Annotated in this window: 16 protein-coding genes; 4 read left to right on the top strand and 12 right to left on the bottom strand. The window is 62.9% G+C overall.

Translation table 11 applies throughout. The features are described 5' to 3' along the window. Nucleotides 1-73: 73 nt before the first annotated feature. The 3 genes from DU490_RS08715 to DU490_RS08705 all read left to right on the top strand — a co-directional run bounded on the left by DU490_RS08715 (nucleotide 74) and on the right by DU490_RS08705 (nucleotide 3,669). The gene (locus tag DU490_RS08715) at nucleotides 74-2,002 is read left to right on the top strand and encodes a DNA topoisomerase III (protein WP_114573929.1); all 1,929 of its coding nucleotides are present in this window, start codon (nucleotides 74-76) and stop codon (nucleotides 2,000-2,002) included. Between the two features lie 78 nt (nucleotides 2,003-2,080). After that, nucleotides 2,081-2,971: a ketopantoate reductase family protein gene (locus tag DU490_RS08710; protein ID WP_114573928.1), complete on the top strand. Its 891-nt coding sequence runs from the start codon at nucleotides 2,081-2,083 to the stop codon at nucleotides 2,969-2,971. Between the two features lie 122 nt (nucleotides 2,972-3,093). After that, nucleotides 3,094-3,669, top strand: a complete 576-nt coding sequence (locus tag DU490_RS08705; protein ID WP_114573927.1) for a hypothetical protein — start codon at nucleotides 3,094-3,096, stop codon at nucleotides 3,667-3,669. 225 nt (nucleotides 3,670-3,894) lie between these two features. Here DU490_RS08705 and ppc read toward each other — a convergent pair whose 3' ends face one another. From ppc to cysM, 5 genes are read right to left on the bottom strand one after another with little or no spacing between them, the layout of a single operon-like run. After that, complete coding sequence (gene ppc, locus DU490_RS08700; protein ID WP_114573926.1) at nucleotides 3,895-6,543, bottom strand: phosphoenolpyruvate carboxylase; 2,649 nt, start codon at nucleotides 6,541-6,543, stop codon at nucleotides 3,895-3,897. After that, nucleotides 6,540-7,454, bottom strand: coding sequence for a nucleoside triphosphate pyrophosphohydrolase (gene mazG, locus DU490_RS08695; protein WP_114573925.1), 915 nt, complete (start codon nucleotides 7,452-7,454; stop codon nucleotides 6,540-6,542). Before mazG ends, ppc begins: the two co-directional genes overlap by 4 nt. Continuing rightward, nucleotides 7,451-9,727 carry a GTP diphosphokinase gene (gene relA / locus DU490_RS08690; protein WP_114573924.1) on the bottom strand — a complete coding sequence of 759 codons (2,277 nt, stop codon included), beginning with the start codon at nucleotides 9,725-9,727 and terminating at the stop codon, nucleotides 7,451-7,453. The genes mazG and relA overlap by 4 nt, the downstream gene beginning before the upstream one ends. Before the next feature lie 4 nt (nucleotides 9,728-9,731). Continuing rightward, nucleotides 9,732-11,150, bottom strand: a complete 1,419-nt coding sequence (locus tag DU490_RS08685) for a TRAM domain-containing protein (protein WP_114573923.1) — start codon at nucleotides 11,148-11,150, stop codon at nucleotides 9,732-9,734. Between the two features lies 1 nt (nucleotide 11,151). Then, entirely contained in the window at nucleotides 11,152-12,048 is an 897-nt protein-coding gene (gene cysM / locus DU490_RS08680; protein WP_114573922.1) for a cysteine synthase CysM, read from the bottom strand. Nucleotides 12,049-12,165: 117 nt separating this feature from the next. Between cysM and DU490_RS08675 the strand changes: the two genes are divergently transcribed. After that, complete coding sequence (locus DU490_RS08675; protein WP_114573921.1) at nucleotides 12,166-14,889, top strand: ATP-binding protein; 2,724 nt, start codon at nucleotides 12,166-12,168, stop codon at nucleotides 14,887-14,889. Here DU490_RS08675 and DU490_RS08670 read toward each other — a convergent pair. The 7 genes from DU490_RS08670 to lepA form a co-directional block, all read right to left on the bottom strand. After that, nucleotides 14,829-15,206 carry a holo-ACP synthase gene (locus tag DU490_RS08670; RefSeq protein ID WP_114573920.1) on the bottom strand — a complete coding sequence of 126 codons (378 nt, stop codon included), beginning with the start codon at nucleotides 15,204-15,206 and terminating at the stop codon, nucleotides 14,829-14,831. The genes DU490_RS08675 and DU490_RS08670 overlap by 61 nt on opposite strands. Continuing rightward, nucleotides 15,203-16,006 (bottom strand): pyridoxine 5'-phosphate synthase, encoded by an 804-nt coding sequence (pdxJ, locus tag DU490_RS08665; protein ID WP_114573919.1) that lies wholly within the window; start codon nucleotides 16,004-16,006, stop codon nucleotides 15,203-15,205. Before pdxJ ends, DU490_RS08670 begins: the two co-directional genes overlap by 4 nt. A 29-nt stretch (nucleotides 16,007-16,035) precedes the next feature. After that, the gene (recO, locus tag DU490_RS08660) at nucleotides 16,036-16,737 is read right to left on the bottom strand and encodes a DNA repair protein RecO (protein ID WP_114573918.1); all 702 of its coding nucleotides are present in this window, start codon (nucleotides 16,735-16,737) and stop codon (nucleotides 16,036-16,038) included. Between the two features lie 55 nt (nucleotides 16,738-16,792). Continuing rightward, nucleotides 16,793-17,692 (bottom strand): GTPase Era, encoded by a 900-nt coding sequence (gene era / locus DU490_RS08655; protein WP_114573917.1) that lies wholly within the window; start codon nucleotides 17,690-17,692, stop codon nucleotides 16,793-16,795. Continuing rightward, complete coding sequence (gene rnc / locus DU490_RS08650; RefSeq protein WP_114573916.1) at nucleotides 17,689-18,381, bottom strand: ribonuclease III; 693 nt, start codon at nucleotides 18,379-18,381, stop codon at nucleotides 17,689-17,691. The genes era and rnc overlap by 4 nt, the downstream gene beginning before the upstream one ends. A gap of 100 nt (nucleotides 18,382-18,481) precedes the next feature. Next, the gene (gene lepB, locus DU490_RS08645) at nucleotides 18,482-19,285 is read right to left on the bottom strand and encodes a signal peptidase I (RefSeq protein ID WP_114573915.1); all 804 of its coding nucleotides are present in this window, start codon (nucleotides 19,283-19,285) and stop codon (nucleotides 18,482-18,484) included. A gap of 15 nt (nucleotides 19,286-19,300) precedes the next feature. Then, nucleotides 19,301-21,118, bottom strand: coding sequence for a translation elongation factor 4 (gene lepA / locus DU490_RS08640; protein ID WP_114573914.1), 1,818 nt, complete (start codon nucleotides 21,116-21,118; stop codon nucleotides 19,301-19,303). Nucleotides 21,119-21,307 lie beyond the last annotated feature (189 nt).

Raw genomic sequence — 21,307 nt, 5'->3', positions numbered from 1 at the left:
TGCAGGGTGACATCTGGCGAACGGCACTTTTTACTGTAAGAATGTCCATATCTTGAATTCCTGTGGCGCCGACATGCGACTGATCATTGCTGAAAAACCCAGCCTCGCCCGGGCCATCGCCGACGCCCTGCCGGGAAGCGCACGACGTGAAGACGGCGCCCTGCATGTTGGCGATACCGTGGTCACCTGGTGCCTGGGGCACCTGCTGGAGCAGGCGCCGCCCGACGCCTACGATCCCGCCTACAAGCAGTGGCGGCTGGACCACCTGCCGATCCTGCCCCAGCGCTGGAAGCTCACGCCACGGCCCAAGGCACGGGGCCAGCTGGCGGTGATCCGTCGTCTGCTCAAGGGCGCGCGCGAGGTGGTGCATGCGGGAGATCCCGACCGGGAGGGGCAACTGCTGGTGCAGGAAGTCATCGAGCACCTGGGTTGGAAGGGCCCGGTATCGCGGCTGCTGGTCAGCGACCTCAACCGCCCGGCGGTAGAGCGTTCTCTGGCCCGGATGGAGGATAACAGCCGCTATCATGCGCTTTATCGCGCCGCCGAGTCCCGGGCCAGGGCCGACTGGCTGTACGGTATCAACCTCACTCGCGCCTGGACTCTGAACGGACGACAGGCTGGACATGACGGGGTGCTCTCCGTCGGTCGTGTGCAGACGCCGGTGCTCGGGCTCGTGGTCCGACGCGACGCCGAAATCCGCGACTTCGTCCCCTACCCTTTCCATGTGCTGTGGGCCGACCTCGCCATCTCAGGCGGCCAGCTACGCGCCTGGTGGCAGCCTGGCGAGACCCACCGGCTTGATGATCAGGGACGACTGCTCGAGCGCGCCCCCGCCCAGGATCTGGCCGCTCGCCTGCCCGGCGCCGAGGGTCGCCTGGCCTCCCTCGACACTCGCCAGAAGCAACAGGCTGCCCCGCTGCCCTATTCGCTCTCGGCGCTGCAGGTGGACGCCGCCCGTCGCTTCGGACTCTCGGCCAAGGCGGTGCTCGACATCTGCCAGCGACTCTACGAGCGCCACAAGCTGATCACCTACCCGCGCTCCGACTGTCGCTATCTGCCCGAGGATCATCTTGCCCAGGCACGCCGCACCCTGGAGAGCGCCTGTCACAGTGACGCCACGCTGCAGCAGTGGTTTGCCGGGGCGGACTTCACGCTGCGCTCCAAAGCCTGGAACGACAAGAAGGTGGGCGCCCACCACGCCCTGGCGCCCACCGGAAAGCCGGCGGACCTGGCACGCCTGGAGAAGGCCGAGGCCGATGTCTTCCGGCTGATTGCCCGCAATGTTCTGGCACAGTTCTACCCCGCCCTGGAAACCCGCGAGGTAAAGGCCGAGTTCGTGATTCTCGACGAGCGCTTCAGGGCCAGCGGGCAGGTACTGCTGCAGCCCGGCTGGAAGCCGCTGTTCACCACCCGCGATGAAGCGCCGCCTCTGCCACCGCTCAGCGAAGGCGAAGCCTGCCGGGTAACGGGCTGCGAGGTCGAGGATCGTGAAACCCGCCCTCCGGATCCCTTTACCGATGCCAGCCTGATCAAGGCGATGACGAACATCGCCCGCTACGTGGACGACCCGGCCGTTCGGCGCACGCTGCGCGAACACGACGGTCTGGGCACCGAAGCGACCCGTGCCGGCATCATCGAGACGCTGCTGGAACGAGGCTATCTGGTACGTCGCAACAAGGCGCTGCGCGCCACGCGGCTGGGCAGCGGCCTGATCGCCTCGCTACCCGAAGCGGCCTCCCGCCCCGAGCGCACCGCACTGTGGGAACAGCGGCTGGGCGCCATCGCCGAGCAGGACGCCGACCCCGCCCCCTTCATGGCCTCGCTGGTCGCTGACCTGCAAGCGCTACTGGCCAGCGCCGATACCGGACGGCTGCGCAGCGCCATGGCGGATGCTCAGGGTGAGACGGGGCCGGCAGCCTCTCCGCGCCGAGGCAAGGGCAGCGGCAAGACCCGCCGCAGCAGGAGCCGAGCCGCACCCACTCGCAGACGACACACCCGCTGAAAACCGGCCGTGAAGACATTTACTTTGCCAGGGCCATGGTAGTCTCCTAAAACCAACTCCTGAAGGAAGGGGCAAGGTATGTCGACCGCTTCACACCTGATCGTGGGACCCGGAGCTATGGGCCGGCTGCTGGCACTCCACCTGGCCGGCACTCAGCCGGTGGTGCTTGCCGGCCGCCGGTCGATCCCCGATGAGCAAACCTTGACCACCCCGGAAGGCGAGCGGCTAACCTGCCGCCTGACCATGGCCGATAGCCGCCGACTACCGTCACTCGCGCCCGCCTTTCTGCACCTGATGACCAAGGCTTATGCTACCGAAGCCGCCTATGCCAGCGTGGCCGCCCAACTGCCACCGACAACCCCAATGGTGCTGTGGCAGAACGGCTACCAGGTCCAACCGACACTGAGCCTGCGCCACACCGGGCCGGTACTCTGTGCTTGCACCACCGAGGGAGCGTGGCTGGCCGGCGATACGAGCGTGGTGCATGCGGGCCATGGCCAGACCTATGTCGGTGACCTCGACAACCGTTACCCCGAGCTTTGCCGGACACTAGCCACCGTCCTCACCAACACCGGTCTACAAACCAGGGCAGTTGACGATATCCGCATTCGGCTTTGGCACAAGCTGGCGATCAATGCCGCCATCAACCCGCTGACGGCCCGGTACCGCATACGAAACGGCCAACTGCGTGACCGCCCTTTCCGGCCGATGGTGAATCAGGTCATCGAAGAGGTCTCCGCCATCATGGCAGCCGAGGAGATCCCCGCCCCGGAAGCGGGCTGGCAGGCGCTGGTCTGGCAGGTGGTGACGGGTACCGCCAATAACCGCGCCTCCATGCTCCAGGACGTCCTGGCCGGGCGTCCCACCGAGCGAGAGGCGATTCTCGGGCCATTACTGGCCGCGGCCATACACCACCGCATCGCCTCTCCCGTTCTTGTGGCGCTCGATGCCGCCCTCGCCGGGCCATGAGTTCCCTTCGCTGCCCCCCTTTGGCAGAACCACGCAGAGCCTGCTAACCTGTGAGTGCTAACTCTATCGTTGGGCAGGGTCCGAGCAGCAGAGCAAAGACCACCTGCCAAAGGTCAGGGATCATGAAATCGGGTTTACCGATAGCTGCCGCGCTTGTAGCCAAGCTGTTTTTCCTTGTATCTCCGTTCGTGGCGGCTGATGGGGCGCCGTCCTATGCCGGAAAATCCAGCGACCTGATGTATCTTGACAACGGTTTGGTGGTGGAGGGACGTGGCCTCGAGACACCGGATGGCTATACTTCCGGGTTTCGCCTGACGGCTGGCTTCTCACCGGTGAACATGCCGCGTCTCGATCTGGGTGCCGAACTCAGCTACCGTGAGAGCGATGAAGTGCCAACCCACCTGGGCGACCGGCCCATGATCCTCAACACGACCACCCTGGGCGGCAGCCTGGTGGCCGGTGTCCGCTTCGGACAACTGGGGCTCTATGCCAAATCCGGCTTCACCGAGTGGGAAGGCGACCCGGTAACGCGCAGCGACGAATGGCTGTTCGCCACCGCCGGCACCACCCGGGTACAGGGATTCGGCGCCCGCTTACGGCATAACCGCCTGGTCAGCCGTCTGGAATTCGAAGAGTTCGATGCCCCAAGCATGGCCCATTTGAACCTGATTACGGCCTCGATCCACTACCCCTTCTAGGCTTCGTACGAAAAAGTGCCTGCGCTCAGCCATACTGCGTTAAAAACCGGCTCAAAGTACTCATTTACACCCCCGTAAACTCCGTCTTTTCGTCGATTTTTGCCTTGTCTGGCTATCGCTCGTCAACTTTTCGCAGGAAGCCTGCCTGCGCTCAGGCACGCTATCGAACCCTATCGCCCGGCCTATTGGCCGGGCGAAGTCGTTTCTGGCGTGGCCGATGAAGAATCAGCCGGTGTTACGCAGGCCCGCGGCGATACCCGCCATGGTCACCATCAGGGCCCGGGTGAGTTCGCCACTGATGGCACCATCGGCATCGCGGTTTCGCTGCAGCAGCTCTGCCTGCAGGCCATGCAGCGGGTCGATATAGGGATTGCGCACGGCAATGGCTTGGCGAATCAATGGTGTCTGCTCCAGCAACTGCCCCTGATCGAGGATCGTCAAGAGCACGTCATGTAGACGAGTGAAGCGTCCTCGCAGATCCTCGCCCAGTGCCTTCAGCGTCGGCTCGTCCACCAGGCGTCTCTCGTAATAGCTGGCGATAGACACATCGGCCTTGGCCAGCAGCATCTCGAGCATGTCCAGGTAGGTACCGAAGAAGGGCCACTGGTCGCGCATTTCGCGCAACGTCTCGAGGCCGCCCTGCTCCTCGAGGCGGGTGCAGAACGCCTCGCCGCTCCCCAGCCATGCAGGCAGCATCAGGCGAATCTGGGTCCAGGCGAAGATCCAGGGGATCGCGCGCAAGGTTTCCACGCCGCCGTCCTGCCGCCTCTTGGTGGGGCGCGAGCCCAGCGGCAGTCGACCCAGCGCGCCTTCCGGTGTCACCGCACGGAAGTAGGGGACGAAATCAGGGTTTTCGCGCACCACGCTGACATAGCCTCGGTGGGCGATTCCAGCCAGACGATCCATCTCTTCACGCCAGTGTGGTTCCGGCGAAGGCGGCGGCAACAGGGTCGCTTCGAGTACTGCGCAGGCATAGATCTCCATGGAACGCAGGGCGATGTCTGGCTGGCCGAACTTGAAACGAATCATCTCTCCTTGCTCGGTCACGCGAAGGCTGCCGTTTACCGACCCCGGGGGCTGGGAGAGGATGGCGGCATGCGCCGGTCCGCCACCACGACCTACGGCCCCGCCACGGCCATGGAACAGGGTGAGGGAGACAGCGTGGCTCCGGCACACCTCGACCAGCCGCTCCTGTGCCCGGTACTGGGCCCAGGCAGCCGCCAGCTGGCCGGCATCCTTGGCCGAATCCGAGTAACCGATCATGACTTCTTGGGTTTTGCCGGCAAGTGCCCGATAGCCCGGCAGCGCCAGCAGGCGATCGATGACATCGCCAGCGCGGTTGAGGTCGTCAAGCGTCTCGAACAACGGCGCGATTGGCAGCGAAACCTCACCACCCACCTCCTTCATCAACAACGCCACGGTGAGCACATCGGAGGGCTGCGCCGCCATGGAGATGATGTAGGTACCCAGCGCCTCGGATTGCTCGTTGGCGATGACCCGGAAAGTGTCGAGCACCTCACGTGTCTCTGCCGAACACTCCCAGCGTCGTGGAATCAGTGGCCGCCGCGACTCCAGTTCCGCCAGCAGGAAGGCCTGGCGCTGCTCCTCGCTCCAGTCTTGGTAACGGCCCAGTTCCAGCGTCTCGGTGAGCTCTTCCATTACCATGCAGTGGCGGCTCGCCTCCTGACGGATATCCAACTTGGTCAGGGTGACACCGAAGATGGCGACACGCCGTAGCGTATCCAGCAGCGCTCCGTTGGCGATGGTATCCAGGCCCACATCGCAAAGCGAGCGATAGCAGGTGAGCAGCGGTGCATAGAGCTGATCGCTGTTCTCGATGATGGGGCCGCCCTCGAAGCTGCGCCCATCGAGCTCTGACTTGGCCCACTCGCGAGTCGCCTCCACCCGGGTCAACAGGCGCTTGATCAGCTCGCGATAGGGCTCTGCCACGCCGCCCACCTCCGCTCGCAGCGCACTGTTAGACTTCCACATGGAGAGCTCGGCCTTGAGCTGATCCAGGTCGCGCCAATAGAGATCCGCCGCCATCCAGCGACCCAGAAGGAGTACCTCGCGGGTGACTCGTGAGGTGACGTTGGGGTTGCCGTCACGATCCCCGCCCATCCAGGAGGCGAAAACGATGGGCGCCGCATCCAAGGGCAATCGCTCGCCGGCGGTCTCCAGCAGCAGTGTATCCAGGTCACGATGGAAGGCCGGCACCGCATGCCACAGCGAGTTCTCGATGACCGCAAAGCCCCACTTGGCTTCGTCTACCGGGGTCGGTCGCTCATGGCGAATCTCATCGGTGTGCCAGGCTTGGCTGATCAGTTCCTCCAACCGCCCCCGGGCGCGGCTGGCCCGCTCAGGGTAATCACTGGAGGATTCGATGACCGAGAGACACTCATCGATGGCGTCGTACTTCTGGATCAGCGTACGCCGTATGACTTCGGTGGGGTGAGCAGTGAGCACCAGTTCGACGCGCATGGTAGCGAGGCTCTCGACCAGCTTTCGCGGGGCATGGCCGGCTTCCCTCGCCCGCGTCAGCAGCTCTCCCAACATCGGTTGGCTACCTGGCCGATAATCTTCCACACGACGATAACGCGCGCGATAGTGCTGCTCGGCGATATTGGCCAGATTGAGGAACTGGTTGAAGGCCCGGGTCACCGGAAGCAGGTCGCGGTCGGGTAACTTGCGCAGGTACTCGATGAGATCCCGGCTGCTCTGGACATCGCCCTGACGACCGCTCTTGGCATAGCCACGAATGGCCTCGATACGATCGACGAAACCCTCGCCGAGGTCATTGGCGATTGTCCGGCCCAGGCTGTCGCCCAGTATGCGTACGTTGTCACGCAGTGATTCGTGCAGATCGTCGCTCATCGCCGGCGTTCTCCTGAAGGCAGTTCGGAAATGGGAGCATCGTGTTGTTTGGCCTGCTGCCAGTAATGTTCCATGGTATCCAAGTCGACATCCCATGTGGTTACGCCCCGCGCGCTCAGCGCCGCTTCTACGTAGCGGAAGCGGCGTTCGAACTTGGCATTGGTCTTACGCAGGCAGCGCTCGGGGTCGGCTTTGAGGGTGCGCGCCAGGTTGGTCACGGCGAACAGCAGGTCGCCCACCTCTTCGACCGCATGGACGGTGTCATTCTCGGCCAACGCCTCCTCGACCTCCTCGAGCTCCTCGTGAATCTTGGCGATCACGCCACGAGCATCGGGCCAGTCGAAACCCACCCGGGCGGCACGCTTCGACAGCTTGGCGGCCCGTGACAGCGCCGGCAGCGTCCGTGGAATATCATCTAATAACGAAGCCACGGCGTTATCTCGTACCGAGGCGGCCGCCCGGGCGGTAGCGCGCTCGGCACGCTCCTCGGCCTTGAGACTTTCCCAGCGGCTGCTTACGTTTTCAAGTTCAGTCTGGCGCGCCTCGACCTGGTCGCCGCTGACACCTGGCGGGCGACGGGAAGCCAGGGTGCCGTCGGGAAAGACATGGGGATGACGGCGAAGCATCTTGTCGGTGAGGGTGTGCACCACGTCATGAAAGTCGAAGCGCTCTTCCTCCGCTCCGAACCGACTGTAGTAGACCACCTGGAACAGCAGGTCGCCGAGTTCACCGGGAAGCTCGTCGAAAGCACGCCGCTCAATGGCGTCTGCGACCTCATAGGCCTCCTCCAGGGTATGGGGCACGATGGAGTCCCAGTCCTGCTTGATGTCCCAGGGGCAGCCTTCGACAGGGTCGCGCAGCACGGACATCAGCTTGAGCAGGTCGTCGATGCCGTAACGCCTCTGGCTCATGAGTTCTTTCCCCTCTTCTTCGCTCCCTTGGCTCCGCTGCGCAGGCGCTGGACTTCGATGACGTTGGAAAGCTGCTGGATGCGGGAAAAGAGCCGACCCAAGGTTTCCAGGCCATCGACTTCCACGGTAATTCGCATCCTGGCAATGCCGTCACGGGTGTCGGTAAGCGTATTGACCGAGAGGACATTGACCTTGTCGTGGCTGAGGATGCCGGTTACATCGCGCAGCAGGCCGGAGCGATCCCAGGCCTGTATCTCGACATTCACCGGGTACTGGGTACGAGCCCGCTCACCCCACTCCACTTCGATAACTCTCTGGGGTTCGTCGACGCGCAGTTGCAGGATATTGGGGCAGTCCTGGCGATGCACAGTGACGCCGCGCCCCTGGGTGATAAAGCCGACGATGGGCTCCCCGGGTACCGGGTGGCAGCAATTGGCCATGCTGGTCTTGAGATTGCCCACCCCCAACACCGTGATATCGCTGCTGCCACCCTTTCCGGCATCACGCCTCGGCTTGGCCAGCAGACGATCAAGCTGCTCCTGGTCGTCGGTCTCGCCGAACAGTTGCTGGGCCTGGTGCAACACCTGGCCGACTCGCAGGTCGCCGGCACCGAGTGCGGCATACATGTCGTCGGTGCTGGTGTAGTTGACCTTGCGGGCCAGGGTATCGAGATCCATGTCCTCCACGTCCAGGCGCTTCATTTCCCGCTCGAACAGCGCCTTGCCCTCATCAAGGTTCTGGTCGCGGGCCTGATGTTTGAACCAGGCCTGGATCTTGGCCCGGGCACGGGACGTTCGCACATACCCCAGGCTGGGGTTGAGCCAGTCGCGACTCGGACCGCCCTTGCTGGCAGTGAGGATTTCCACCTGCTGTCCGGTCTTGAGCTTGTAGGTCAGCGGCACGATGCGACCGTCGACCTTGGCGCCACGGCAGCGGTGGCCCACTTCGGTATGCACCCGGTAGGCGAAATCGATGGGGGTGGCAATGCGAGGCAGATCGATAACGTGGCCGTCGGGCGTGAAGACGTAGATGCGGTCCGGTGCCACGTCGCTGGAGAGGCCTTCGCGCAGGTCGCTGAAGTCGCCGACTTCCTCCTGCCATTCGAGTACCTGCCGCAACCAGGCGATCTTCTCCTCGTAACTGGAGCTCTTGCCACCGGTATCGTGCCCCTTGTAGCGCCAGTGAGCGCAGACCCCCAGCTCGGCTTCGTCGTGCATGGCGAAGGTACGGATCTGTATTTCGAGCACCTTGCTTTCGGGGCCGAACACCGCGGTATGCAGCGACTGGTAGCCGTTCTTCTTGGGATTGGCGATATAGTCGTCGAACTCGTTGGGCACATGCCGCCAGCGGGAGTGTACAAGCCCCAGCACGGTGTAGCAGTCGGCAACCTCCGGCACCAGGAGACGCACCGCACGCACGTCATTGACCTGGGAGAAGTCGATTCGCTTGCGTTTCATCTTCCGCCAGATCGAATAGATATGCTTGGCGCGGCCGTCCACCTCACAGGGGGAGATTCCCTGGGACTCGAGCAGGCCCTGCAGTGTCTCGACCACCTCATGGATATAGCGGTCTCGATCCAGGCGCTTTTCAGCTAGCTGCCGTGCAATGGCCTTGTAGTCATCCTCATGCAGGTAGCGGAAGGAGAGGTCCTCCAGCTCCCACTTGACCTGGCCGATACCCAGACGATGCGCCAGCGGGGCGTAGATGTCGAACACCTCGCGTGCCACCTGCAGGCGCTTCTCCCGAGGGGCATCCTTGACCTGGCGCAGGGCACAGGTACGTTCGGCGATCTTGATCAACGCCACGCGCACATCGTCAATCATGTTGACCAGCATCTTGCGCAGGTTGTCTTGCTGGTCGTGCTGCACCATGCCATGGCTTGGAGTCTGGGCATGGCTGATTGCGGCCATCTGCAGCACCCCTTCGATCAGCCCCGCCACCTCACTGCCGAAGCGCTTGGTGACCCCCTCGACGGCGAGCAGCCCCTCTCGTACGGCGCGATAGAGCACGGCGGCTTCCAGTGCCGGCTGGTCCAGCTTGAGCTGGCCGAGGATATCGGCCATCTCGAGACCCATGCGGAAACTGGATGCCTCAGGCAACCATGCCTTGTAGGGTCGGTCCGCCTGGTGGGCCAGGCGCTGGGCAAGCTCGCAGGCCTGCTGCATTTCCGCCGGGTCACGCAGCTTGGTATCTTCCTGCAGCCGTGCAAGCCAGTGACCGATATCGACTTCGCCTGCATCGGTCAAGAGCTGGTCGTCGCGCACTTTCACCATCTCTCTAGACTCCTTGCGATGGTGGCTGCCGTTCGCAGTGCTCGAACAGCAGAATAGATTCAAGATGCGAGGTATGCACGAACATGTCGGCTACCGCCGCCCGGGTAAGGCGATAACCGCCATGCACGAGTCGTGCCGCATCCCGAGCCAGAGTAGCAGGATCACAGGCTACATAGACCAGCCGGGCCACCGGACGTTCCACCAAGGCTCGACAGACAGACGATGCACCATCGCGGGGCGGGTCGAGCACGACGGCGTCGGGCTCGATGCTCTCCAGCAGTCCGGCAACCATGTCCTCCTGGCCCAGGTCGACCCGCCGGGATTCAACCGACAGTGCGTTGATCCTGGCGTTGTCGATCAGCCGCTCGACCATGGCCGAGCTGCCTTCCACCGCGGTGACATGCGCCCCATCGGTTGCCAATGGCAGGCTGAAGTTGCCGACCCCGGCGAAGAGATCGAGCACCCGTTCACCATTCATTGGCGCCAGCCACTCCCGCGTCGTGGCTACCAGTTGGGCATTGACGGCCTCGTTGATCTGAAGGAAGTCGCCGGGACCGAAGCGCAGCTCAAGATCACCGCCGACGCCGGGGAGCCGATAGAGGAGGTCCGGGGTATCTCCCAACCACTCGAACGCTGGTGTGTCTCGCCCGGTGAGGCGTCCCACCGACACTCCCTGCTCACAGGAAAACGCCTGCCAGCGCAGGCGGTCGGCACGATTGTCTCGCAGCTGACGCACCACCACCACGGTCACATCATCGGCGGAGAGGAGCTCAAGATGGCCAACCTGACGCGGCGCTTCCAGTTGGGCCAGCAACTCGCGCAGCGGTGCCAGCAACGCCTCTAGAGAGGGCACCAGAACCACGCAGCGCTCCACATCCACCAGGCGACTGGCATGGTGAACACGAAAACCCAGGTGAACCCGCCCCTCGGCATCTACTTTCACACCCAACCGGGCACGGCGTCGATAGCCGGTCGCTGTGCCTGCCAGCAGAGTCGGTGGTGTCTGCAGGGTGATGCCTTCCCGGGCCAGCAGGTCGACCAGAACCGCCTGCTTATGTTCCCGCTGGGACGTCACGGCCAGATGCTGGAGATCACAGCCGCCACACTGAGCATAGTGGGGACAGGGAGGCTCGACACGCTGGGGAGAGGCCTCGAGGAGCTCGCGAACATGAGCCTCGTCGAAGCGCTTGCGCGAACGATGCACCGCCACCTCGAGACGTTCCCCGGGCAGCGCGCCCTCGATGAACAGGGTCTTGCCGCTGGCCGAGCGCGCCACGCCACGGCCATCGTGTGCCAGGCGCTGGACCGTGATCCCCGACACGCTGGAGTCGATCGCCGGTGCGGGGGAATCGCTGTGACCTCCCTGCAGCCCGGATACACCTGAGCGTCGACGCGCCGGCCGACGCTTGCCAAGCATCGCCACGTCAAGCCTCCGGAGCAAACAGGCCGGTCGAGAGATAGCGATCGCCGCGGTCACAGACGACGAAGGCGATCACCGCATCCTCAACCTCCGCGGCGATACGCAGCGCCCCCGCCAGGGCGCCGCCGGACGAAACACCGGCCAGGATGCCCTCCTCCCTGGCCAGCCGGCGCATATGCTCCTCGGCCTCATATTGGCCGATATCAAGCACTCGATCCACGCGTGAAGCATCGAAAATGCTCGGCAAGTACTCCTTGGGCCAGCGCCGGATACCGGCAATACTGGCACCATCTTCCGGTTGTAGGCCTATGATCTGAATATTGGGGTTGCGCTCCTTGAGGTAGCGCGACACCCCCATGATGGTTCCCGTCGTCCCCATGGAGCTGACGAAATGGGTAATTGTACCCCCGGTCTGCTCCCAGAGTTCAGGACCGGTGCCCAGATAATGTGCCAGCGGGTTGTCGGCATTGGCGAACTGATTGAGCGGCTTGCCCTCGCCCCGGGCGATCATCGCTTCGGCGAGGTCACGCGCCTCTTCCATACCACCCTCCTTGCTGACGGTAATCAGCTTGGCGCCGAAGGCCGCCATGGCATGCTTTCGCTCGCTGGAGGCACTTTCCGGCATGATGAGTAACATCCTGTAGCCCTTGATGGCCGCCGCCATGGCCAGTGCAATCCCGGTGTTGCCCGACGTGGCCTCGATGAAGGTGTCCCCCGGCTCGATTTCACCACGAGCCTCGGCGTGCTCGAGCATCGACAAGGCTGGGCGATCCTTCACGGAGCCGGCGGGGTTGTTACCCTCCAGCTTGGCCAGCAGCGTGTTGTTGCGGCCCGCTGTGATACGCTTGAGCCGCACCAGCGGCGTATTGCCGACGACGTCCTCGATGGTAGGAAAATGCATGTAACCGTCCTTATGGAAACGTCTTTTCAGCATTATATCCGTGCCGTCTCTCACTGGACAGGCATCCTGGTCAGCTGTGGCATACTGCACCATGATTCACCGTGATAAGGATCACCGATGTCGCTCGGAAACCGCTTGACGCTCTGGCTGCTGGGACTGCCGCTACTGGTATTGTTGTTCGCGGCGACGCTCGACCTGCATCAGGAATCCGAATGGCGCAAGTCGGCACTGCGCGACCGCCTGGTTACCGCGGCAGAGCTCCAGGCACCGATGTTCGCCCAGGCGCTGGTAGCCCGCGACCAATCACAGTTGGATAGCCTGGCCCGTCGCCTGCTCGATATCGACGAAGCCCGGGGGGTCGGTGTCTATACCGAAACCGGTATGACGATGCTGGAGTTGGGACGCAGCCGTGCCAAGGTTGCCATGGCACCGCCCCAGGAGACGCAGCTCGATACCCAGGGCGATCTTTGGCGACTGATGGTCCCCCTCGACCTGACCGAGAACAATGGCATCATCCAGGGCCTCGCCTGGCTCGAGATCGACATCGATTCACGAGCGCTGACCCTGGATCATTACCGCCGCCTGGCTATCGCCGGCCTGGTACTACTGATTCTCGAACTGCTACTGTTCGTGATGGCGTCCTCTCTGGGACGACGCCTGGATAGTAACTTGAACGGCGCTAGCGAGGCGCTGCGCCGTCTACGCGGCGGCGACCTGCACACTCGGCTTGCCGAGGATGGCCCCCCCGAACTGAATCGACTCGCCCAGCAGGTCAATGCACTGGGCGACGAACTCGAGCACTCTCGGGACAATATACAGCGCCAGATCGAACAGACGACCGCCGATTTGCAGGAGTCGATGGAAACCATCGAGATCAAGAACATCGAGCTCGACCTGGCTCACCGTCGCGCCCTTGAGGCAAACCGGGTCAAGTCGGAGTTTCTGGCCAGCATGAGTCACGAGATTCGCACTCCACTCAACGGCATCGTGGGCTTCTGCCGTTTGCTGGGGCGCTCACGCCTCGACCCCCGACAGCGCGAATGGCTCGACCAGGTCCAGGTGGCTTGCGACAACCTGCTGGCCCTGGTCAACGACGTGCTGGATTTCTCGCGCATTGAGGCCGGGCGTCTGAAACTCGACCGTGCTGATGTGGACATGGTGTCGCTGGTGGATGAGGTGCTGGGGCTTCAGGCACCGCTGGCCCATCAGAAGGGCCTTCACCTACTGGGCCTGGTCTACGATGACGTTCCCTCACCGCTTCGCGGCGATCCGCTGCGCATCCGTCAGGTGTTGATCAACCTGGTCCACAATGCCCTGAAGTTTACCGAAGAGGGTGAAGTCATCGTACGGGTCATGGTCGAGGATCACTCCCACACGGATCAGGTCCTGCTGCGCATCAGCATCAGCGACACCGGCATCGGTTTGACGCCCAAGGAGCAGCACGACCTTTTCCAGGCCTTTCACCAGGCAACGGCCGGGCATTCACGCCAATATGGCGGATCAGGTCTCGGCCTGGCCATCAGCCGGCAGCTTGTCGAACAGATGGGAGGCCGCATCAGCGTCGAAAGCGCGCCGACCAAGGGTTCGACTTTCGCCGTCAGCCTGCCGCTGGAGGTCATTGGTGGCATGGATACGTTGCCGGAGCGAATTCTTGACGGACAGCGCATCGCCCTCTACGAGCCACATGCGCCCACCCGCCATGCGCTCAGCCACCTTCTCTGCGGCTGGGGCGCTCAGGTAGTGGAGATACCCCACCCCACAGTGCAGTCGCCACCACCCGCCCTGATGGTGGCCGGACTTCCTACCCTGCTTTCAGACACGGTCCTCGAGGAGTGGCAGACTTGGCTGAACGCTTGCCCCTGCCCGGTTCTGCTGCTGGTCAACGCCACACCACTCGAGCTGCCGAAACTCACCTTTTCATCCGGCGGCGAACTCCTGTGCAAGCCCATTTCTCGCCAGGCTCTGGCCGAGGGGCTGCGACGCTGTAGCTCGCTGCGCAGCAAAGTAGTGGTGGCGCCAAGCCTGAGTCGGCTACTGGTGGTGGATGACAACGCCAGCAACCGCCGGCTGCTGAAGGACATCCTGCAGCGGCCAGGCCTGTGGATCGAAGAGGCGGGAAGCGGGGAAGCAGCACTGGCTATCGCCGAGAACGAACCATTCGACCTGGTGCTGATGGATATCCGCATGCCGGGAATGGACGGCGTCGAGACGACCCGGGCGCTGCGCAAACTGGGCGGATCATGGTCGCATTGCCCGGTAATCGCCGTGACGGCCCACGCGCTGGAGGGTGACCGCCAGCAACTGCTGGCAAGCGGTCTTCAGGAAGTGCTGATCAAGCCGGTGGATAGCAATGCGCTGGAGGCGATTCTCCAGCGACATCTGCGCGTCACGCCGCCGGTCAGGCAGATGGAGTCGGATGCAACGGAGCGACAGGAGCAAAGCGCGGAGCTGGCCGTCATCGATCTGTTGCTCGGCACCCGCCTGGCCAATGGCAGCCAATCCCTTGCCCTCGAGCTACTCGAGGAGCTAGCCACATCACTCCCCTCCAGTGCCAGGGAACTACAAGCGGCCCTGTCGACCGAAGACCCGGAGGCGCTGCTGGACACCGTGCATGCCCTGAACGGTGCCTGTCGCTACTGCGGGGCGCCGGAGCTGGCTCTGGTGGCAGAGACCCTGGAGACCCGGTTGCGCTCCGAGGGTATGACCGGTGTCGAACCGTTGATCGATGACCTCTTCCGGGCGATGGAGCGGCTGCGGGCATGGCATGCCCAGCAACAGAATCAGCCCTCCAGCACGACCATCGCCAACGCCAGTTCGGCCTCGTCGCTCAGGGACAAGTGAATGGTTGTCACGCCCGCCGCGCTGGCCCACTCAAGGGCCTTCCCCGAAAGCACTAGCGAAGGCCTGCCCAATCCATCATTGACCACCTGGATCTCTGTCCAGCGCATGCCCCGGCGAAGGCCCATGCCCAGCGCCTTGACGAAGGCCTCCTTGGCAGCAAAGCGCTTGGCCAGGTAAGCAGCCTTCCCTGGCCGTTCAGCCAGTCGTTCGCGTTCGGCCACGCCCAGCAAGCGCTCGGCGAAGCGTGACCCGTGTCGCGTCAGGGCCGCCTCGAAGCGCGCCACCCGCGCAATGTCCGTTCCGATTCCGACGATCATCCGGCTTCGCTGTCGTTCAGATCATCGTGGTGGTGATCGTGCTCTTCCAACGAAGCGACAAATCCCGCCTCCTGACCGGCGATGATCAATCGCTTCATGTCGGCCACTGCTTGCTTGAGGCCCACGAAGAGGGCTCGCGCAATAATGGCATGACCGATATTGAGCTCATGCAAGCCGGGTATCGCGGCGACGGCCTCAACATTGTGATAGTTCAGCCCATGACCGGCATTGACCACCAACCCAAGCTCCAGTGCCATTTCCACCGCCGCGGCCAGCCGGACATGCTCACTGCGAGCCGCGTCATTGGCCAGCTCGGCATAGGCCCCCGTGTGCAGTTCGATGACCGGTGCTCCCGCCTTCATCGCGGCCTCGATCTGGCGGGGCTCAGGATCGATGAACAGCGAGGCCTCGCAGCCGACGGCAGCCAGTCGGCGGCAGGCCTCGGCGATGGCCGAGAAGCCACCGACCACGTCAAGCCCGCCCTCGGTGGTAAGCTCTTCACGCTTCTCCGGCACCAGGCACACATGGGCGGGGCGGATTTCCTCGGCCAGGGCGAGCATCTCCTCGGTGACCGCCATCTCGAGATTCATGCGCGTATTGAGCACCTCGGCAAGCAGGCGTACATCGCGCGGCTGGATATGCCGCCGATCTTCTCGCAGATGCACGGTGATACCGTCGGCGCCGGCTTCCTCGGCCAGCAGTGCCGCTTGAACCGGATCGGGATAGCGGGTACCGCGAGCCTGACGCAAGGTTGCTATATGGTCGATATTGACGCCGAGCAGGATGCGCGGGGGATGCATGGCCTTCTCCAAAGCAGGTAAGACGGGGGTCAGTGTGGGCCGGCACGACGCCGCTGGGCAAGCTTGTGCATCAACTCGCGGGAACGCAGTGGCCGAGTCCCAAGCAGGGGCGCCAACGCGGCCCGGGTGATGGCCTTGGCGGGGCCGGCAAGGCCGGGCTCAGTCCAGTCGCCGCTGGCAAGCAGTCGAAGTGTGCGGCCATCGATACCGGGCTCGCCAGGCACGAAGGCGCGCGATGTATTATCGAAGCAATAGTGACGGTGGGGGTCGAGTTCGCTCCCATTGGGTTCTGTGAAACACGGTGCCGCATCGAGTGCCTCAAGCAGCGCAACTTCCAACCGGCGCAGTGAACCAGCTCGACCCTCGGGACGCGGCAAGGCCTCGAGCAGCGCACCATAGAAGGCGAATACCTCGGGTACCGAAAGCTCTACTGGCAGGGTACGAGTCAACAGTTCGTTGGCATAGAGCCCACAAAGCAACCCTTCCCCCACGAGCAATGCCGCCGAGCCACGGCTTTCCATCAGGCGCAACCGCTTGAGCTCACTCTCCCCTACCCAAGTTAAATGTAGCGGAGCGAAGGGCTGCAGGCGCCCACGTGAGCGTGAGCCCGGGCGCTGCACGCCCTGGGCCACCGCCCGCACGCGGCCGTGTTCGAGGGTCAGCAACTCAACCAGGGCGCTGGTTTCACGATAGGGGCGCTTGTGCAGGAGGAAAGCCGGCTGCGGCTGCATGACAGTCACCCGGCAAGACGCCCGAGCCTCGTCGAGCGAAGGCCGTGGGTCGCCATCAGTCGAGGTTGTAGCCGAGGCTCTTCAAGGCCCGCTCATCGTCAGACCAGCCTCGCTTCACTTTGACCCAGAGATTGAGCATCACCTTGGCATCGAGGGCACGCTCCATGTCCAGGCGTGCCTCGCGACCGATGCTCTTGATGCGCTCACCGTTCTCGCCGATCAGGATCTTCTTCTGACCCGAACGTTCCACCAGGATCAGGGCGCTGATATGCACCACACGTCCTTCGTCGCGAAACTCCTCGATCTCCACCGTCACCTGATAGGGCAGCTCGTCGCCCAACTGGCGCATGATCTTTTCCCGCACCAGTTCCGCCGCAAGGAAGCGCTGGCTCTTGTTGGTGACCTGGTCATCGGGAAAGTGGTGAACGCCCTCCGACAGGTGCTTGGCCACCTCGACCTCGAGTTCCGTCACGTTGGTTCCGTGCTTGGCGGATATGGGGATGATGGCCGCGAATTCACGCCGTGCCCCCACCTCGCCGAGCCATGGCAGCAGCGTGCTCTTGTCCTCCAGCCGGTCGACCTTGTTGACGGCCAGGATGACCGGCGCCTGAACATGCTCTAGGCGCTGGAGGACCACCTGGTCTTCGTCGCTCCATCGAGTGCGGTCGATAATGAAAACCACGCAGTCGACGTCACGCAGGGCCTGGGTAGCGGCCTGGTTCATGAAGCGGTTGATCGCCTTGTTGCGATCCTTCGCCATGATGTGGATGCCGGGAGTATCGACGTAGATGAATTGCGCCTCGCCCTCGGTCTTGATGCCCATGACCTGATGACGCGTGGTCTGTGGGCGGCGCGATGTGATCGAGATCTTCTGACCGAGGATCCGATTCATCAGAGTGGATTTGCCCACGTTGGGGCGCCCCACGATGGCGACAAAGCCGCATGTCTGGCTCATTTGCTACGCCCTCCTCGGGTCTCGAGCTGCGACAGGGCCATCTCTGCCGCCTGCTGCTCGGCATGACGACGGCTGGTCCCAATTCCCAGGGTGTGTTCCTCCAGCAGTTCGATGTGGCACTCCACAGTAAAGGTCTGGTCATGCGCCTCGCCTTCCACCGACACCACCTCATAGCGCGGCAGGGGAACCTGGCGCGACTGAAGAAACTCCTGGAGACGGGTCTTGGGGTCTTTCTGTGTATCCTGCAGGTCAATGGCTTCCAGGCGTTCGGCATACCAAGCCAACACCCGCGTCCGCGCCACATCCATACCGGCGTCGAGATAGATGGCGCCGAGTACCGCTTCGACGGCATCGGCGAGAATGGAATCACGTCGATGACCACCGCTCTTCATTTCACCGGAGCCGAGCCGCAGGCATTCGCCGAAGGACATCTCCCGGGCCAGTTCTGCCAGCGTCTGGCCGCGTACCAACCGAGCACGAAGCCGAGACAGCTGGCCTTCCCGCGCCTGGGGAAAGCGCTCGAAAAGCGCTTCGGCAATCACGAAGTTGACGATCGAGTCACCGAGAAATTCGAGTCGTTCGTTGTTCTGACCTCCAAAGCTACGATGGGTCATGGCCAGTTCCAGCAGGGCGTCATCCCCGAAGGTGTGGCCGATGCGTCGGCTGAAGGTGTTAAGGGAGTGGCTCACGAAGCTCCTGCTATCTACGAAAGAATATCTACGAAAGAATATCTACGAAAGAACGGTTGCCTGGGCATGAAACAGGTCACCGTCGAGAGACGTCGGAACGTCAATGAATACGCCGAACATTGGAAAAACTGGGCAGTCCGCCATCCCACTGCATCCACACTGCAAAGGCACGCCCGACGATTTTCTCTTCGGGAACGAAGCCCCAGTAGCGACTATCATTGGAATGGTCACGATTGTCACCCATGGTGAAATAGTGGCCCTCCGGCACTACCAATTCACGCACTCTCGGCCCCGGATCTCGAGGATTATTGTAGATTCGGTGATTGATTTCGCCCAATGCTTCCTCTAGCAGCCACTCTTGCGGTGCTTCGGCCGGCCCCTCTTCAAGCAGACGCTTTGGCACCGCCTGGCCGTTGATGTAAAGCTGCTTGTTCTCGTAGCGCAGGGTGTCGCCCGGCAGGCCCACCACACGCTTGATGAAGTTTACCGAGGGCTCGTTGGGAAAGCGAAAAACCATGACGTCGCCGCGCTGTGGATCGTCCATTTCGACGAAGCGGGTGTGGGTCACCGGCAGGCGCAGACCATAGGCGTACTTGTTCACCAGGATGAAGTCGCCGACTTCCAGGGTGGGCCGCATCGAACCGGAAGGAATCTGGAAGGGTTCGACCAGGAAGCTACGCAGCAGCAGCACCACCAGCAATACCGGGAAGAAGGAGCGCGCATAATCGACCGGCCAGGGCTCCTTGAGCACCTTGGTACGCGTCGCCTCGTCAAGCCCTTCGGTCGTAGCGGCTTCAGCGTTGGCCAGGTGCCGGCGGCGCGCAGGACGCAACAGGAACAGGTCGAGCAGCCATACCAGGCCGGTGACCGCAACAGCAATCACCAGCAGAAGTGAGAAATCCATAGTTATCGTCGGTCCCTAGTCATTCACCTTGAGTACGGCCAGGAAAGCATCCTGGGGAATTTCCACCCGACCGACCTGTTTCATGCGCTTCTTTCCCGCCTTCTGCTTCTCCAGCAGCTTCTTCTTGCGCGAGACATCGCCACCGTAGCACTTGGCGGTGACGTTCTTGCGCAGCGCCTTGACGGTAGAGCGCGCCACTACCTGGCCACCGATGGCGGCCTGGATCGCCACGTCGAACATCTGACGAGGGATCAGCTCCTTCATCTTTTCCACCAGCAGCCGCCCGCGACCATGGGCATGGTCGCGGTGGATGATGACAGCCAGCGCATCGACCTTGTCGCCATTTATCAGCACGTCCAGGCGCACCAGCTTGGCTGCCTGAAAGCGTTCGAAGCTGTAGTCCAGCGAGGCATAACCCTTGGAGATGGATTTCAATCGATCGAAGAAATCCATTACCACCTCACTCATGGGCAGTTCATAGACCAGTTGGATCTGACTTCCCAGGAACTGCATGTCACGCTGGGTACCGCGGCGATTCTCGCACTCCATGATCACGTTGCCGACGAATTCCTGTGGCACCAGGATGCTGGCTCGCACGATAGGCTCGCGCATCTCCTCGACATCGGCCATGTCCGGCAGCTTGGAGGGGTTGGAAACGTACTTGAGGTCACCACTCTTCATCGCCAGCTCATAGACCACGGTGGGCGCCGTGGTGAGCAAATCCAGGTTATATTCACGCTCGAGGCGCTCCTGGACGATCTCCATGTGCAGGGTGCCGAGGAAACCGACGCGGAAACCGAAGCCCAGGGCATCGGAGTTCTCGGGCTCGTACTCCAGCGAGGCATCGTTGAGCGCCAGCTTCTCCAGCGCGTCACGGAAGTCCTCGTAGTCGTCGGCCCCGACCGGGAACATGCCGGCGTAGACCTGCGGCTTGACCTTCTGGAAGCCCGGCAGGCGTTCCACATCAGGAGTCTTGGCATGGGTGATGGTGTCTCCCACCGGCGCGCCCTGGATCTCCTTGATCCCGGCCACCACGAAGCCTACCTCGCCAGCGCGCAGGATGCCGGTCTCCTTGCGCAACGGGGTGAAGATTCCCACCTCGTTGGCCTGCCAGTCACGACCGGTGGACTTGATGCGAATCTTCTGGCCCTTCTTGAGGGTGCCGTCGAAGACCCGAACCAATGAGACGACGCCCAGGTAATTGTCGAACCAGGAATCAATGATCAGCGCCTGAAGCGGTGCCTCCCGGTCACCCTTGGGCGGGGGAATGTCCCGCACCAGGCGCTCAAGCAGCCCGTCGATACCCAGGCCGCTCTTGGCCGAGACCTGGCAGGCATCGGTGGCATCGAGGCCGATGATCTCCTCGATCTCATGGGCCACCTTGTCGGGGTCCGCCTGGGGCAGGTCCATCTTGTTGAGGACCGGCAGTACCTCGAGACCCTGTTCGATGGCGGTATAGCAGTTCGCCACCGATTGAGCCTCTACGCCCTGGGCCGCATCGACCACCAGCAGCGCACCCTCGCAGGCGTAGAGAGAGCGCGAGACCTCATAGGAAAAATCCACGTGACCCGGGGTGTCAATGAAGTTCAGCTGATAGGTGTTGCCGTCATCGGACTGATAGTCCAGCGTCACCGACTGTGCCTTGATGGTGATACCACGCTCTCGCTCGAGGTCCATCGAGTCAAGCACCTGCTCCTTGAGTTCGCGCTCGCTGAGCCCACCGCAGCTCTGGATGAGGCGATCTGCCAGGGTCGACTTGCCATGGTCGATGTGGGCGATGATCGAGAAATTCCGAATATACTTCAGCTTTTCGTTGCTTGCGTCGTTGCTCATCTAGCCCAGCCCGGTGTTCGTCACGTGCGCGGAGGCGGCCGATTCGTCCGCGACCCGTTCACGTCAAATGAATTCAATGGCGGGTATTGTACCGGCATGGCGGGGGGTTGGACAGCGCAGCCGTGGGCCTCTGCCCGGAGTGAAGACGCCTCTCACCAGAAGATGAGAGGCGCCACGAGGATACAGAGG

The organism is Halomonas sp. DQ26W (genome assembly GCF_003339685.1).
Taxonomy (GTDB): domain Bacteria; phylum Pseudomonadota; class Gammaproteobacteria; order Pseudomonadales; family Halomonadaceae; genus Halomonas.
This window is presented reverse-complemented; position numbering and strand designations above follow the sequence as displayed.

Coding starts and splice junctions, on each gene's coding strand:
- DU490_RS08715 (WP_114573929.1), top strand. CDS start 74: ATGCGACTGATCATTGCTGAAAAACCCAGCCTCGCCCGGGCCATCGCC.
- DU490_RS08705 (WP_114573927.1), top strand. CDS start 3,094: ATGAAATCGGGTTTACCGATAGCTGCCGCGCTTGTAGCCAAGCTGTTT.
- ppc (WP_114573926.1), bottom strand. CDS start 6,543: ATGAGCGACGATCTGCACGAATCACTGCGTGACAACGTACGCATACTG.
- mazG (WP_114573925.1), bottom strand. CDS start 7,454: ATGAGCCAGAGGCGTTACGGCATCGACGACCTGCTCAAGCTGATGTCC.
- era (WP_114573917.1), bottom strand. CDS start 17,692: ATGAGCCAGACATGCGGCTTTGTCGCCATCGTGGGGCGCCCCAACGTG.
- DU490_RS08675 (WP_114573921.1), top strand. CDS start 12,166: ATGTCGCTCGGAAACCGCTTGACGCTCTGGCTGCTGGGACTGCCGCTA.
- recO (WP_114573918.1), bottom strand. CDS start 16,737: ATGCAGCCGCAGCCGGCTTTCCTCCTGCACAAGCGCCCCTATCGTGAA.
- lepB (WP_114573915.1), bottom strand. CDS start 19,285: ATGGATTTCTCACTTCTGCTGGTGATTGCTGTTGCGGTCACCGGCCTG.
- relA (WP_114573924.1), bottom strand. CDS start 9,727: ATGGTGAAAGTGCGCGACGACCAGCTCTTGACCGATGCAGGCGAAGTC.
- cysM (WP_114573922.1), bottom strand. CDS start 12,048: ATGCATTTTCCTACCATCGAGGACGTCGTCGGCAATACGCCGCTGGTG.
- lepA (WP_114573914.1), bottom strand. CDS start 21,118: ATGAGCAACGACGCAAGCAACGAAAAGCTGAAGTATATTCGGAATTTC.
- DU490_RS08710 (WP_114573928.1), top strand. CDS start 2,081: ATGTCGACCGCTTCACACCTGATCGTGGGACCCGGAGCTATGGGCCGG.
- DU490_RS08670 (WP_114573920.1), bottom strand. CDS start 15,206: ATGATCGTCGGAATCGGAACGGACATTGCGCGGGTGGCGCGCTTCGAG.
- pdxJ (WP_114573919.1), bottom strand. CDS start 16,006: ATGCATCCCCCGCGCATCCTGCTCGGCGTCAATATCGACCATATAGCA.